Here is a 14,969-nt window from a genome sequence, read left to right on the forward strand (position 1 = left end):
GAGGCCAGCGAATGCTGGCCTTTTTTTTATATCGGGCAATCGACCCACAGATGCAGTCGGGGTATCAGCAGATTAAGCGGTTCAGCGGCGGGCTTATGACGATGCGTAATGTTATCGGCGTCGTAATTAAGCAGCTCGCCCAGTACCGGAACCTGACTGCGATCGCGACAGATCACCAGGATCGGTGAAGGGCAGGCCAGCTGGGTCTGTTTTTGTTCATCCGCGCGCCAGACGCGTGCCACCGGCTGGACTTTCACCGGGCGCTTGATTTTCAGCCGTGCCGAGGCGGGCAGGGCACGCACGCTTGCCAGCTCCTCCTGCACTTTTTCCGCCCACTGTTCGCGTGACCAGGGTGCCTTCGCGCGTCCCGACTTCAGGCTTTTTTCCAGCTGGGCGATCACCTCTTCACGCTTAAGATTCTTGATAATGTGCTTGTTGGCCCAGCCGAAACGCAGGCTGTCAGGGGCGCTGAGCAGGGTGATCGTGCGATAGGCATTCAGGGTAATCAGGCCGCGCAGGTGCTGGTGGACGAACTCAAAACGCGCTTCGCTCGGCAGGCCCGAGTCTACCGTGATCAGTTGCTCCAGCCGGGCTTTCAACTGGTTGATGAGGTCGACCAGCGAGCCGATCTCCGCTTCCCGCTGCGCATCGCATTCAATACAGAGCGCGCCGGGTAAGCGAACAGCAGCCTTGGTGCTGAGCTGTTCGGACTGATGCTGCATAAACAGGCGGCAATAATGATCAAGTGCCATCTTCAACGCGCTCTCACCGAGATGCTGTTCAACGGCAATCTGAGTTATCGCTTCATGTTCACGGCCTTTCACCACCGGCGGCAGGCTGAAGATGCGGGCGATCAGCAAAGGCTGCGCCTCAATCTGCTGACGCAACTCGCCCAGCGCCAGTTCCAGGTCGTTTACACACTGATGCATATCAGCCACTAAGTCGTAGCGCGTCATGTCGTGCCTCCATAGTTACAACGTTCACAATGTGGCAGAAGCCTGGCGAGGATGCAAGCACCATATAGTTACAACATACTGAAAGTATTTTACTCAAAACCGTGCGGCCTGCGTAGCTATCCAGTCAAAAGGGCATCACGCATTTTGGCTTATCGCGGAACATGTTATAAAAACGGTTCGCCTGCTAACCAAGAGATTGCCTGTGAATCAGAACAACAAACCCGGTATCGCCGCCATTTTCACCCTGGGCCTGGTGCAGATCCTGTCATGGGGCGGGTCATTCTACCTGATGGCGGTGATGGCGAATCCGATTGCGGCTGAGACAGGCTGGTCACAGCAGTGGATCTACGGCGCGCTCTCGACGGGAATACTGGTGTCAGGCCTGCTGTCACCGCTGGCTGGCAGGATTATCGCCCGTACCGGCGGTCGTCTGTTACTGGCGTTAAGCGGTCTGGTAATGGCGGTGGGGCTGGTGATAATGGCGGTCAGCGACTCGCTGCCGCTGTTTCTGTTTGCCTGGGTGATCATCGGCATCGGTATGGCGATGGGCCTTTATGATGCCCTGTTTGCCACACTCGGCACCTGCTATGGCGGTCAGGCACGTTCAGCGATCACCGGTATTACGCTGATTTCAGGCTTCTGTACCACGCTCGTCTGGCCCGGCACAGCGTTACTGATTCATGGATTTGGCTGGCGGGATGCGTCACTGATTATTGCGGCAATGATGGTGATCTGCGTGCTGCCTGCCTATCTGTTTGCCTTACCGGCGAGCCATGCTAAGCCGCCTGCAAAAAGGGCGGTTAAACAGTCTGCCATGCCGGAGATTGAACCTGCGCTGTTCTGGCTGCTGTGCGCCATTTTTACTCTCGCGTCTGTGATCATGACGGCGATTTCTGTGCAGCTTATCGCGCTGTTGCAGGCGAGTGGCCATACGCTGACGTCGGCGCTGGCGATCAGCGCCGTACTTGGCCCGTGCCAGGTGGGATCCCGACTCGTCGATATCGCCTTTAAACGCAGTCATCCGATCCGCACTACCTTTTTTTCTGTCGGGCTGGTGGCGCTGGGCCTGCTATTACTGGCACTTTTTCCGCAGATGGCGCTGCTGAGCATGGTGCTGTATGGCGCAGGAAATGGCTTACGCGCCATCGTGCGCGGAACTTTACCGCTGGCGATGGTCAAACCAGAGTCTTACGCGATTGTAGTGGGTAAAATGGCCCGCCCGGCATTAATGGGACAGGCACTGACACCGCTGATGGGTGGATATGTGTTTGAAAAGATGAGTGCATCGGCGACGCTGTGGTTGCTTTGCGCTTTAGCAATCTTTAACGTGGTGCTGGTTATGGCGCTAAAGCAGCGATTACCGGCGGCGTCGGTCACCACCGCATGATCGCACTGTTCTCCGTGTTCAGCAGAATAAGGACAAAGAACAGGGTAAGCACCTTGTGCTATCAGGCCTCAGCCTTTGGTGAATACGTGCCTTGTCACCGTGGGCTTGCTTCAAAAAAGCAACAGTGTTTGTTATATTTATTGCTCATTGATTGTTCACTTATGCGGCAATAAAACAATAAGATGCACCGCAACTCAGGATAAAGAAATGCTTGATTACCGCTTCCCGACAGCTTTGCAAATGGTTCTGAGCGTAGCGATGGCGGAGCAAATGGGTAAACGCTCTACCAGCGCGATTCTGGCCTACGGGCTTGAAGCGAATCCCAGTTTCATTCGAAAATTAATGGTCCCGCTGACCCGTGACGGCATTATCGTCTCTACGCTGGGCCGAACCGGTTCGATTCATCTGGGCCGTCCTGCGGCGGAAATCACCCTGCGGGATATCTATGTCTCAGTGATTGAAGACAAAAAAATCTGGGCTGCGCGCCCTGACGTCGCGCCGCGCTGTCTGGTCAGTGCCAACCTCTGCTGGTACTTTAAGTCGATAGCCGATGAAGCCGAGCAGGCGTCGCTGGATGTGCTGGCAAAACGCACCGTGGCAGACGCACTGAACGAACTGAAGAAACGCGATACCAGCAACTGCACCGCCGTGCCGGAACCTGAACCCGAAGAGAGTGAAGAACTCTGCAAAAAAGGCCGCTGATTAGCGGCTTTTTTTATGCCTGCTGAACGTCCATTTCTGAGCCACTTCTTTCCCAAACCTGCAACACAGGCCTTCTCTCCGTAAATTCCATCTTGACCTCTTACCGTATCGTAATAAAATGACTTCACTGGATGAAGTCGCGAAGGTCAGGATGAACACCGTTGTCAGGGACTTACGGAAAAAACAGCGTGAAACGTTGGAGCAGGTTTTTCAAATGCCGCCGCCGTCCGGACTGAAATGGCAGGCAGTTGAGTCATTAATCAGGGCTCTGGGTGGTGAGATTAAAGAAGGCAGTGGTTCACGGGTGCGTTTTCTTCTCAGAGGAAGAATAGCGCGTTTTCACCGGCCGCATCCTTCGCCAGACACCGACAGAGGGGCTGTTATTAATCTGCGTGAATGGCTGGAAAGTATTGGAGTCGATCCTTATGAATAATCGTTCAAATTCATCAATCACCGTCGCCGGGCAACCCGCCGTGATCACCTATGTTCCTGAACTCCACATGTTCCGTGGGCGTTTTACTGGCCTGTCAGGCTACTGTGATTTTGTCTCTGACAGCGTACAGGGGCTGTACAAAGAGGGCGAGATTTCGCTGCGCGAATACCTGGAAGATTGTGCAGCCTCCGGCATTAATCCCTATGCTGAGCAGGAAAAAATTAAGACCTTTACGCTGCGCTATCCTGAATCGATGGGAGAGCGCCTGTCTCAGGCTGCCGCGCAAAATGAAACCTCGCTGAATGCGTTTATCATTGAAACGCTGAATGAAAGATTGAAGCGGCGCTAATCAACATGTTGCCAGTCACAGACAAAAAAAGGGGCGATCATCCGATCGCCCCTTTTAATGTTGAGTGTTTACGCCGTCACGGTTTCGGCATCACCTGACCGGCGCGTCACCAGCTTGCGCAGGGCGACGTAGAACACCGGCGTCAGGAACAGGCCGAAGAGTGTCACGCCGAGCATGCCAGAGAAGACGGTAATCCCGGTCACGCCGCGCACTTCTGCACCCGCACCTTCACCCAGAATCAGCGGGATGGTACCGGCGATAAAGGCGATTGAGGTCATCACAATCGGACGCAGACGCAGGCGACACGCTTCCAGCGCCGCTTCGATAATCCCTTTGCCCTGAATCTCCAGCTCACGCGCAAACTCCACGATAAGAATCGCGTTCTTACAGGCGAGGCCCATCAGCACCACCAGTCCGACCTGCACGAAGACGTTGTTGTCACCGCCGGTCAGCCAGACGCCAAACAGCGCAGAGAGCATCGTCATCGGCACAATCAGGATCACTGCCAGCGGCAGCGTCCAGCTCTCATACAGCGCCGCCAGCACCAGGAACGCCAGCAGGACGGCCATCGGGAAGACAATCAGCGCGGTATTACCCTGGGTTGACTGCTGATAACTCAGGTCGGTCCACTCGATGTTCATGCCGTTCGGCAACAGCTGGCCGGACATCGCTTCCAGCTGACTCATCGCCTGCGCCGAAGAGAGCACGCGTGGATCGGCATCGCCAATTAAATCCGCCGCAGGATAGCCGTTATAGCGGATCACCGGATCGGGGCCGTAGGTGGTGGTGATGTTAACCATGCTGCCAATCGGCACCATCTCACCGCGGTCGTTGCGGGTACGCAGGTTCGCAATATCTTCGACGCTGTCGCGGAACTCCCCATCCGCCTGCGCCATGACGCGCCAGGTGCGCCCAAAGCGGTTAAAGTCATTCACGTATGACGAGCCGAGATAGGTCTGCAGCGTGCTGAACAGTGCGGTCAGCGACACGCCCTGAGCTTTGGCTTTATCCCGGTCAACCTGCACATCAAGCTGTGGAACATTGGCCTGATAGGAGGAGATAGGGAAGTGCATCCCTGGCGTCTGCATGATGCTGCCCGACAGCGTATTAATTGCCGTTTGCAACGCGCCATAGCCCAGACCGGCACGGTCCTGCACATAGAGCGAATAGCCAGAGCCCTGACCCAGTCCCAGAATCGGCGGCGGCATAATCGAGAAGCCAAAGCCCTGCTGGATCTGCGCGATTTTTGCATTAATCTCCGCGTTGATCTCTGCCGCCGTATGTTTGCGCTCATTAAACGGCTTCAGACCAAAGAACACCGTGCCGCTGTTCGGGGTGTTGGTGAACTGCAGCGCATTCAGGCCGGGGAAGGCCACCGCATAGGCGACGCCTTCGGTCTGCATACCGATTTCGCTCATCTTACGAATCACTTCATCGGTGCGGGCCAGTGAGGAGCCTTCCGGCATCTTCACGCCGCCAATCAGATAGAGCTTATCCTGGGTTGGGATAAAGCCACCCGGCACGGTGTGGAACATAAAACCAGCACCGGCCAGCAACAGGATATAGACGCCAAATACCGCGCCACGGCGACGCAGCGTGCGGCCAACCAGCGATTCATAACCGTGCGCACTACGCTGGAAGAAGCGGTTAAACGGACGGAACAGCCAGCCGAACAGGGCATCAATGATTCGCGTCAGCCGATCTTTCGGCGCATCATGTCCTTTCAGCAGCATCGCCGCCAGCGCGGGCGAGAGCGTCAGCGAGTTAATCGCCGAGATCACCGTGGAGATCGCGATAGTGGTGGCGAACTGCTTATAAAACTGCCCGGTCACGCCAGAGAGAAACGCCATCGGCACAAACACCGCGCACAGCACCAGCGCGATGGCGATGATCGGCCCGGAGACCTCGCGCATTGCCTGATGGGCGGCGGCGCGCGGAGACAGTCCCATCTCAATGTTACGTTCGACGTTCTCCACCACCACAATGGCGTCATCCACCACGATACCGATCGCCAGTACCAGCCCGAACAGGCTCAGGGTGTTCAGCGAAAAGCCGAGCAGATAGAGCACGCTAAAGGTACCGACCACCGAAACCGGCACCGCCAGCAGCGGAATAATCGAGGCGCGCCAGGTCTGCAGGAACAGAATCACCACCAGTACCACCAGGATTACCGCTTCCAGCAGGGTCTGCACTACCGCTTTAATCGAGTCGCGGACAAACACCGTTGGATCGTAAGGTGCAGCCCATTTGACATCGTTGGGGAAGCGGGTTGCCAGCTCATCCATTTTGGCGCGAACCGCATTGGAGAGATCGATAGCGTTAGCGCCCGGAGCCTGGAAGATGCCGATACCGACCGCATCTTTGTTATTGAGCTGCGAGCGCAGGGCATAGCTGCCTGATCCCATCTCAATCCGCGCCACATCGCGCAGCCGTACCAGCGAACCATCTTCTGAGGTTTTCAGGATAATATCGCCAAACTGCTGCTCGCTCTCCAGTCGTCCCTGGGTGTTGATCGACAGCAGGAAGTCACTCTGCTTTTTCAGAGGCTCCGCGCCCAGCTGACCGGCAGAGACCTGCACGTTCTGCTCCTGCATCGCCGTCACTACGTCAGCGGCCGTCAGGCCACGCGCCGCAACTTTACTGGGATCAAGCCAGACGCGCATCGCATATTCGCCTGCGCCAAAAATCTGGATCTGACCGACACCCGGCAGGCGCGCCAGCTCATCTTTGACCTTGAGCGTGGCGTAGTTACGCAGGTAGAGCGAATCGTAGGTATTGTTCGGTGAAAACATGTGCACGACCAGCGTCAGCGTCGGCGACATCTTCTGGGTTGTCACGCCCAGCCGACGCACATCTTCCGGCAGACGGGCTTCCGCCTGTGCCACGCGGTTCTGCACCTGTACCTGTGCCTGATCGGGATCGGTGCCCGGACGGAAAGTAACGGTTGTCACCAGCACGCCGTCCGAACCGGCCACTGACTTCATGTACATCATGTTTTCGACGCCGTTGATCGCCTCTTCCAGCGGCGTTGCCACGGAATCCGCGATCACTTTCGGGTTAGCGCCAGGATACTCGGCGCGCACCTGCACGCTGGGTGGCACGACGTCGGGGTACTCACTGATTGGCAGCAGCGGAATGGCAATCATGCCGGTGACAAAAATCAGGATCGACAACACCGCAGCAAAAATAGGCCGGTCGATAAAAAAGCGGGAAAAGTCCATAGCGGCCTCGAATTATTGAGCGGCTGCCGCACGCATGGCGACCTGCTGAGCTGTGACCGGCATGCCGGGCATAAAGACTTTTTGCAGACCGGCGATGATCACCTTGTCACCGGATTGCAGACCCGATTTAACGATACGCAGGCCATCTGCCATTGCGCCGGGCTGGATATCGCGCCGCTGCGCTTTACCTTCACCATCCACCACGTAGACATATTTGCGATCCTGGTCGGTCAATACCGCTTTATCATCGATTAGCACCGCCTCAAACTGTGCGCTGCCGGGCAGACGTACGCGGGCAAACAGGCCAGGCGTAAACTGCCGCTGTTGATTGTCGAGCAGGGCGCGCATACGAATGCTGCCGGTACTGGCGGTCAGCTGGTTATCCAGAAAATCAATTTTGCCCTGGTGCGGGAAACCCTGTTCGCCGACCAGCGCAATCTCAACCGGCAGCGCATGGCGCTGCTGGCCCTGACGCGCCATCGCCTGATAGTTCAGGAAGGTGTTCTCATCGACATCGAAATAGACATACATCTGCTGCTGCGACACCAGCGTAGTCAGCACACTGGCGCTGTCGCCGGCGGTCACCAGGTTACCGGCGGTGATCATCGCCCGGCTGGCGCGGCCATCAATCGGTGCGGTGACGCGGGTAAAGTCGAGGTTCAGCTGCGCCATATCGACCGCAGCTTCAGCGGCCAGCACATCGGCCTGCGCCTGACTGGCGGCTGAGCGACGCTGTTCCCATGTCTCGCGGGAAATCGCCTGGGTGCCGATCAGCTTCTCGCTGCGGCCTGATTCGCTGCGGGCCAGACTGGCCTGACTGCGCGCCCGCGCCAGTTCCGCTTTGGCCTGCTCCAGCGCTGCGCGGTAGCTGCGGTCATCGATGGTAAACAGCACCTGACCTTTTCTGACCTCATCGCCTTCACGATAGTTAACGGCGTCGATATAACCCGAGACGCGCGGCCGCAGCTGTACGCTCTGCACCGCTTCAACCCGGCCATTGAAATTGTCCCACTGGCTGACCGGCTTGATCAGCACCGGCGCGGCACTCACTTCAGGCGGTGGTGGCGGGGCGTTTTGCGCCACACCTTTATCGCAGCCGCTCAGTTGCGTGATGAGCAGTACCATCCCTAAGAGGGTTAAACCCTGACGAACCCGGTTCGTAATCATTGTTGTTATTCCGCGATAGATATAAAAGACGACCTGCAGGCCAATATTTGCAACTTTTAATATTGCAATTAATCGCAGGGAGTGTAGGCTTGCGTCGCGGGCAACTGCAAGAATAACAGATACACTTTATGTGCGGTTTGGGGCAGAGCGATGAAAGCCTGACCAGTTGCGCTAAAACCCTATAAACAGTGCGGCATTTAATGTACTAATAAAACTTGCATTAAATGGCATAGTCAGCCACCCTTAAGTGTAACTGCAACTGATACTAATACTTTTCGCCATGGCGACAGGAGAGACTGGAATGATGAGTGATGCTTTTATTCACGATTTAATCGACTGGATTGATAACAACATCGAAGCACGTCTGGATCTGGATACCGTTTCAGAGCGCGCGGGCTACTCCAAATGGCACCTGCAGCGCATGTTTAAAGAGCACACCGGTTATCCACTGGGTGAATACATCCGGGTTAAGAAGCTGAAGAAATCAGCCGATCGTCTGACCAGCACCGATGAACCGATTCTCAATGTGGCGATCTCGTTAGGTTTCGACTCCCAGCAGTCCTTTAACCGCAGCTTCAAACGTCAGTATGGTGTCGCGCCGGGTGCATGGCGTCGTCACAGCGGGGAATCGCACGCCGCATAACCTCGCCAGGGCCAGCTTGTCTGGCCCGCGCTTTTCTCAGCGCACAAAACTGGTATTATCTGCGTCCTGTTGTCTCGGATGCCATCATGTCAAAAAAACTCTGGATTGGACTTTTCCTTGTCCTCGCGGCCTGTTTCTACGGCCTTAAACCTTATCTGAACACTGTTTCAGCCCCTTCTCAGGCAGATATCGCCACCCTGACTGACGCCCATACCGTGGCGCGCTGGGTGCTGCAGCACCAGCAATTACCGGACTACTACCTCACTAAAAGTGATGCGCGTAAGCGTGGCTGGAATCCGGCCACAGGTAATCTGTGCGAGGTACTGCCGGGCAGAGCTATCGGCGGCGATCGCTTTACCAACCGTGAAAAGCGGCTTCCCGCGCGTGCGGGCCGTCAGTGGTATGAAGCGGATGTGAATTATCGCTGCGGTCACCGCGACGCCGACCGCCTGGTATACTCCTCTGACGGGCTGGTGTTCCTCTCCACCGACCACTACCGCAGCTTCAGACAGGTGCCCTGATTATGCTTAACCTGACCTTCGACCTGCGTCAGCTCACCACGCGTGCGGCCTTTTATCAGCAGTTTGCTGAGCAGAGCGGCTGCCCGCAGCGCTTCGGCCATAATCTGGATGCGTTATGGGACTGGCTGACGGGCGGCATGGCGCTGCCTGCTACGGTCTGGCTGCAGCACTATGCTGCGCATGAAGCGGATTTAGCGCCGGTGCTGGCGCTGCTGGAAGAGGCGACGCAGTCGCTGGAGGGCGAACTGCGCCTGATTATCGATTAAGTGCGCAGGGGCTTAAGAAGAGCAATCAGCGCTTCACGGGCCGCCACCGGCAGGTCGCCGCCGCCGGTATAACCATTGTTTTCAATAATCACCTGATTCAGCCCCACCAGCCAGTCGTAAATATAGTAGGCGGTGTGGTTGGCCGGAGCAGCAGAGAGTTTGGTCAGGCGCTGACCGGCACTGAAGCTGACGCTGGGTGCCGGAGGACGGGAGAAAATTGCCTGACCCCGGTTAACCCGGCTGGCCGGACGTTCGGATTCAGGACGCTGTAAAAAGCCGAGCCAGGCCACAAAATCCCCCAGCACTGTCATCGCCCGCGTCACCTGACGATCGGCGCGTGATTCATAGCTGACGCTCTGCGTATCCGGCTCATGCAACGCCTGCTGCAGTTTCTGCGCGATATCGGTGCGGAAACCGGCCGTAATCAGCTCTTCAACCAGCCACTCCATCGTCGCCTTGTCGACGTTAAGTAATGCCAGCAGGCTGCGATTTTCCGGCAACTGGCGCAGATGATCCAGCCACAGTAGCAGCACCTGACGCGGATACTGCTGAGCGCTCTGCAGACTCTGACGCGGCTGAACCGGCGCTTCCGCCGGACTTTCGCTGAACAGATCAAATTCAAACCCGATGCCAAACTGATTTTCCGGTGCCTGAATTGTGGCCGGTTTGCTGCCTGGCTGGGCCGACTGATTGAGCCAGAGCTGGCGCAGTGCTTCACGCGGCGGCTGCAGGCGCTCGAGCAGCTCGCCATGCAGACCGGTGCGATGCTGCAAACACTTCAGCAGCGTGTCGGCGATATTCTGTTTGCGTGCCGCCTGCTCCGGGCTGGCCCCCGCTTCGGTCCAGGGCAGCAGACGTCGCTCCACCACGGTGTGCTGGATCTGCGCCAGCTGAGCCAGCAACATGTCGCGGCGCGCTTCCGGCTGCATTTCGTCCAGCAACCAGCTCGCCATGCGATCGACGCCTGCGCGATCCAGTGCCAGCATCGACCCCCAGTGCTGACCGGGCTGTCCCATCTGACGCTGAACGGCTTCATCGACATTGACCTGCTGATGACGGGCATCGAAAGGAGTAATCGCCCAGATCAGACGCGGTTTCTCTGCAGATTCCTGGGCAGGCTGGTGGCGCTGCCATTCACGCAGCGTTTCGCTGGCGAGGTCAGCATCCTGACGCTGGCTGGCGGCAGTGCAGACCAGCAACAGATCAATCGCCTGCCGCGCAGCATAGAAGCCAGGCAGCAGGGCGCGTTTCTGTTCCAGCAGCAGTGCTCGCAGCGGATCCTGCTGCTGCAGGCGCTGACGATCTTCCTGCGTTGCCGCATCACTGGACTGACCCGGCGCGGGCAGCTCCAGCATATCGGCATCATCATAAAGCGCGGTTCGCGGTGTGGAACTCAGCGGGACCAGTACCTCCAGCGTCAGCAGCGCCAGTAGCCCCAGCGGCACGTTCTGCGCCTTGCCGATGCGGTTACCGTTCATCGGGCAGACTTCTACTGACTGCTGTTGATCCTGCTCACTGGCGGGCACAATCAGCTGCTCGGCAGGCAGCAGTGACGCATCGGTCAGCAGGCTCAGCGGCGCGAGTACCCGGCTGCTGTTACGCAGTTGGTGACGCAGATGCAGCAGGGTACGCAGCATCTCATTCAGGGCTGGCTGAGCAGGCCACAGCAGTGAAAAGAGCTGCACCCGGTCGTCAACGCTGAGCCAGGGCGCCAGCTCAACGGCCTGTGGCCAGAAATGGCGATCCAGCCGTGCATCGTGGTGCGGGCGACGGCGGCACCAGGACCAGAGTGTGACCAGCGCGTCGCCTTCCAGACCGGCCAGCGGCGTGGTGAGACGATGACGCTGCAGGCGCTGCAGGGTGCTGTCGATTTGCGCGGTGTCGGGCGTGGACGTTCTGGCACAGGCGACCATCAGCCGCACCAGTTCCGCTTCGCTCAGCAGCGTCAGTTCAACCGGCCATTCGCCTGACAGCGGTTCGCGCTGATGGCTGAAGCGAGTGGCGGTCGCAAAATCGAGGTTGCCGGGATTGATATGCTGAAACCAGCTCAGCTGTTTATCACCCATGCGGGTGACTAACTGGCCCTGTGCATCGGCCACCATTTCGTTCAGCAGCCAGGCTTTACCTGCCTGCGACTGGCCAAACAGCGCCAGCGTGACCGGACGCGCCACCTGCTGCGCCAGCGCCTGAGTCTGCACGCGCGCCTGGCGCAGTTGCAGCGTCAGGGTTTCGGCTTCCAGCGCCAGACGCGGCGACTGCTCACGTGTGGTCTCAATCCAGTTCAGGCTGTTATTCAGGGCGTCCTGCAACAGGCTAAGACGTTTTGCCAGCGTTTGTGGCTGACGGGGTTTTAACGCTTTCATCGTTTACACACGCTCCCGCTGTCAATCCAGTATTGCGCATTGGCATTGCCGGTCGGCGACAGGGTATTCAGCTTCAGACTTAACTGCTCCAGCGGCACGCGGGTGCCATCGTCCAGGCGCGCATCGCTCAGCACCAGACTTTCCGGGCCGGCGGCGTCGGGACCGGCTTTGACGGCCAGACGAATACGCAGCACGCTCTCACCGGCTACTTTACGCGCCAGCGTGGCGTCGTTCAGCGTCAGGCTGTAAAGCGGCGAGGCGGGCCAGCGTTCATTATCCAGCTGACGGAAACCGAGACAGACGTTGCCGCGAATACGGAAACTGCTTTTTTTATCCAGCGCATAGCCAGGATCGTCGAGGTCAATTTCGCTGTAGCAGAGGTTCTCGTCCGTCAGCGCCTGATTTTCATCGAGCATACCCAGGTAGCGAATGGTCGAATAGGGTTCAAAATCCCCGGCGCGGAACCAGAAGCTGCTGAGACGCAGATCCAGCGCCAGCAGGCAGAGCATCGCGCCGACTGCTGCAGTAGATTTCGGGTTGTCGATGCGGCCATGTTTGTTAAACGGATACCAGTCGCTGGTGTGATAGCCTTCCAGCGACAGAATACGGCTGCCCGGCAGCGGTTGCAGATGACGGACCAGCGCCTGAATGCCCGGGAAGCGCGACGGACGACCGGTCAGCAGCAGTACGTCACACTGATAGAGCGACACCACTTCACACATGGAGCGCAGCGCCGGAATAATCGCCATGCGGTGCTGCATAAACTCACCATGCAGCAGCGACAGGCTCACCACCAGAGGCACCTGCAGCAGGTCAAAGCGGCTGTTACCGCCCAGTTCGCGCTGAATTTCGCCGTTAACAAACGCCAGCACCGCCTCGCCCGGTGGCTGCTCGACCAGCTCGCCAAACAGCTCATTGATCTCCGCATGGCTCTCCAGCGGATCCCAGTTTTCGTAACGCTCAAGCACCGCCTGCGCCAGTGGAATAAACAGCTGTAAGGTAACCTGCTGACGCAGTGTCGCCTGACCGTCCATGCGGCTGTCGTGACCAAACAGCTTGTTCATCAGCGGTTCCGCCAGGGTCAGGCCCGCTTTCTGCAGATGCTGCTGCAGCGCCGGTAAAATCCATAGCTGAATCACATCCAGCAGGATGTCGTCGCCCGCCACTTTAAAGCCTTCGCGGAACAGCAGACGCGGCGTGATTTTGACGTTGTTGCCCTGACCATCATCCAGACGATACTGGGTGATGGCGAGGTCGGTGGTGCCGCCGCCGATATCTATTGAGGCGATACGCAGGCTTTTGCCTGGCAGTTCGTCGGCCTCGCGCGGGCGATCAGGACGGGCCATGCTGCTGAAAAAGTCTTCGGCGCGACCGGCAAAGTTGACCTGGGTTTCGTTAAACAGCCAGACCATCTGACCACAGGTCGCTTCATCCCACTCCATCTGCACATCCGGCAGCGGTTTCGGGTTCTGACGCGGCAGAGAAGGTGACAGGTCATCGTCGTCCGCCAGCCAGCCCTCGGCTTTCCAGACCAGCGCCAGCGCTTCCTGCATCCGGCGGCGGAAAATTTCGCGCTCCGGCTTCGGCATCGCTGACGGCAGCGTCAGGATCACATGGCGCAGCTGACGCGGCGCGTGGCTCTGCGGCATACGCTGACGCTGTGCTGCACTGTTCATCTGCATCAGCGCCTGTGCCAGCAGCTCACACAGCATAAAGGTCATCAGCGAACTGCGGCTATAGTGCGGTGAAAAGACCGGCAGACGATCGTCGGGTGCCAGTGAGGAAAGCGGCTGGCCTTCGTCGTTGAGCAGGGTGGTAAAGGGTGCGGCATAAGCCAGGGGTTCAGCCTGATCGCCAGGGGTGTTAAAACGCCAGCCTGGCTGATAGCGGGCTTCATCCCACAGGTAACGACGTGGACTGGAGAGGCCGGTGCTGCCTTCCAGACCCACACGCTGCAGCGCCAGACGGCTTGCTTCGCGTCCCACGCGCGTCAGGGAAGGCCACATAAAGGCCTGCTCACGACCGCTCTCCAGCGAGAAGCTGGCTTTGCCGAAACGCGCCTCAGCAAACTCCAGACGGCTGTCAAACAGCTCGTTATACACCTGATGCGGCTGCGAGAGATCGCGCAGCTGCAGCTCATAGGTCTGCTTCAGGCCGTTGCTCTCTTCCGGGTGATCTTCCACCAGAATGCCGCAGGTATGAGAATTGCCGACATCCAGAATGATATCGACGTTGACCGCCGGGGTCTGTAGCGTGGCGGCCTGGATATGGATCTCGCTGAGGTCGAGCTGCTCGCCCATCAGTTCCAGCAGATTGAGGTAGTGCGCCTGATACTCAAACTCGCGCAGGGCCTGATTAATTGCCTGTTCGCGGCGATCGGAAACACGGTCGGTAAAGGATTCTCGCAGCCAGCCGTCAACCCAGGTCAGGTCAAGAAAATCGCCCAGCTCGTAGTTGTGCCAGGCCAGCGCAAAGGTCACGCCGTTCTGCGCATCGGCAGCGCTAAGGCCGAGCTGTTCGCCGCCATCCTGTTCCGCTACACAGCGGGTATCAAAGGCCAGAGTAACGCGATGGGTATTGCCTGCCGCATCGGGCGCGGGCAGGGCCACCAGACGCATCCGCGCCCAGTTTTCCGGGCCGCCGATAAAACGACGGCCGCTGGCGCAGCGCAGCATCGGCAGCGGCAGCCAGCAGGCTGACAACAGTGTGAGTGAGTCTGCCAGGGCGATATCCGATTCCGGTCGCACCACTTCAGCAGCGCCCCCATCTTCCGGGTAGAGCATGAATTTACCGCTGTTGCCATCGACGTTCAGGCGCAGCAGCGGGCCGTTAGCGGTCTGGCGCACAAACTGACGGCGTGCCTGGGTAGCTGAGAGTTGCAGGCCAAAATCCAGAAACTGCACACCGCTGTTTTCAATCAGCGAAATTTTTTGTTTGTCATCGATCAGGGGAGCCAGCATC

General features: G+C 58.1%; 12 protein-coding genes. 7 read left to right on the forward strand and 5 right to left on the reverse strand.

The genetic code is table 11. The features are described 5' to 3' along the window. Positions 1–26: 26 nt before the first annotated feature. Positions 27–956 carry a DNA replication terminus site-binding protein gene (gene tus, locus AC6I8J_RS08865; protein WP_161732433.1) on the reverse strand — a complete coding sequence of 310 codons (930 nt, stop codon included), beginning with the start codon at positions 954–956 and terminating at the stop codon, positions 27–29. 202 nt (positions 957–1,158) lie between these two features. Between tus and AC6I8J_RS08870 the strand changes: the two genes are divergently transcribed. The 4 genes from AC6I8J_RS08870 (at position 1,159) to AC6I8J_RS08885 (ending at position 3,827) form a co-directional block, all read left to right on the forward strand. Continuing rightward, positions 1,159–2,343 carry an MFS transporter gene (locus tag AC6I8J_RS08870; RefSeq protein ID WP_497825269.1) on the forward strand — a complete coding sequence of 395 codons (1,185 nt, stop codon included), beginning with the start codon at positions 1,159–1,161 and terminating at the stop codon, positions 2,341–2,343. Between the two features lie 207 nt (positions 2,344–2,550). Next, positions 2,551–3,045 (forward strand): RrF2 family transcriptional regulator, encoded by a 495-nt coding sequence (locus tag AC6I8J_RS08875; protein WP_161732429.1) that lies wholly within the window; start codon positions 2,551–2,553, stop codon positions 3,043–3,045. A gap of 118 nt (positions 3,046–3,163) precedes the next feature. Continuing rightward, positions 3,164–3,478: a type II toxin-antitoxin system HicA family toxin gene (locus tag AC6I8J_RS08880; protein WP_222924067.1), complete on the forward strand. Its 315-nt coding sequence runs from the start codon at positions 3,164–3,166 to the stop codon at positions 3,476–3,478. Then, positions 3,471–3,827 carry a type II toxin-antitoxin system HicB family antitoxin gene (locus tag AC6I8J_RS08885; RefSeq protein WP_161732427.1) on the forward strand — a complete coding sequence of 119 codons (357 nt, stop codon included), beginning with the start codon at positions 3,471–3,473 and terminating at the stop codon, positions 3,825–3,827. Before AC6I8J_RS08880 ends, AC6I8J_RS08885 begins: the two co-directional genes overlap by 8 nt. A 68-nt stretch (positions 3,828–3,895) precedes the next feature. Here AC6I8J_RS08885 and oqxB read toward each other — a convergent pair whose 3' ends face one another. Further along, a complete protein-coding gene (gene oqxB / locus AC6I8J_RS08890) occupies positions 3,896–7,048 on the reverse strand; it encodes a multidrug efflux RND transporter permease subunit OqxB (protein ID WP_222924066.1) in 3,153 nt (1,050 codons plus the stop codon). A gap of 12 nt (positions 7,049–7,060) precedes the next feature. Beyond that, the gene (locus AC6I8J_RS08895) at positions 7,061–8,215 is read right to left on the reverse strand and encodes an efflux RND transporter periplasmic adaptor subunit (RefSeq protein ID WP_497825270.1); all 1,155 of its coding nucleotides are present in this window, start codon (positions 8,213–8,215) and stop codon (positions 7,061–7,063) included. A gap of 301 nt (positions 8,216–8,516) precedes the next feature. On the opposite strand from AC6I8J_RS08895, the gene AC6I8J_RS08900 reads away from it, so the two are divergent. The 3 genes from AC6I8J_RS08900 to AC6I8J_RS08910 all read left to right on the forward strand — a co-directional run bounded on the left by AC6I8J_RS08900 (position 8,517) and on the right by AC6I8J_RS08910 (position 9,645). Then, positions 8,517–8,858: a helix-turn-helix domain-containing protein gene (locus AC6I8J_RS08900; RefSeq protein WP_013357796.1), complete on the forward strand. Its 342-nt coding sequence runs from the start codon at positions 8,517–8,519 to the stop codon at positions 8,856–8,858. A gap of 86 nt (positions 8,859–8,944) precedes the next feature. Then, positions 8,945–9,379 (forward strand): ribonuclease domain-containing protein, encoded by a 435-nt coding sequence (locus AC6I8J_RS08905; protein WP_161732421.1) that lies wholly within the window; start codon positions 8,945–8,947, stop codon positions 9,377–9,379. A gap of 2 nt (positions 9,380–9,381) precedes the next feature. Next, positions 9,382–9,645, forward strand: a complete 264-nt coding sequence (locus tag AC6I8J_RS08910; RefSeq protein WP_161732419.1) for a barstar family protein — start codon at positions 9,382–9,384, stop codon at positions 9,643–9,645. On the opposite strand, the gene AC6I8J_RS08915 is transcribed toward AC6I8J_RS08910, so the two are convergent. After that, a complete protein-coding gene (locus AC6I8J_RS08915) occupies positions 9,642–12,008 on the reverse strand; it encodes a virulence factor SrfC family protein (protein WP_222924064.1) in 2,367 nt (788 codons plus the stop codon). The genes AC6I8J_RS08910 and AC6I8J_RS08915 overlap by 4 nt on opposite strands. Next, a complete protein-coding gene (locus tag AC6I8J_RS08920) occupies positions 12,005–14,968 on the reverse strand; it encodes a virulence factor SrfB (protein WP_497825271.1) in 2,964 nt (987 codons plus the stop codon). The genes AC6I8J_RS08915 and AC6I8J_RS08920 overlap by 4 nt, the downstream gene beginning before the upstream one ends. Between the last annotated feature and the right edge of the window lies 1 nt (position 14,969).

The sequence above is a fragment of the Pantoea sp. X-Soil-ISGK-355 genome (assembly GCF_059730805.1).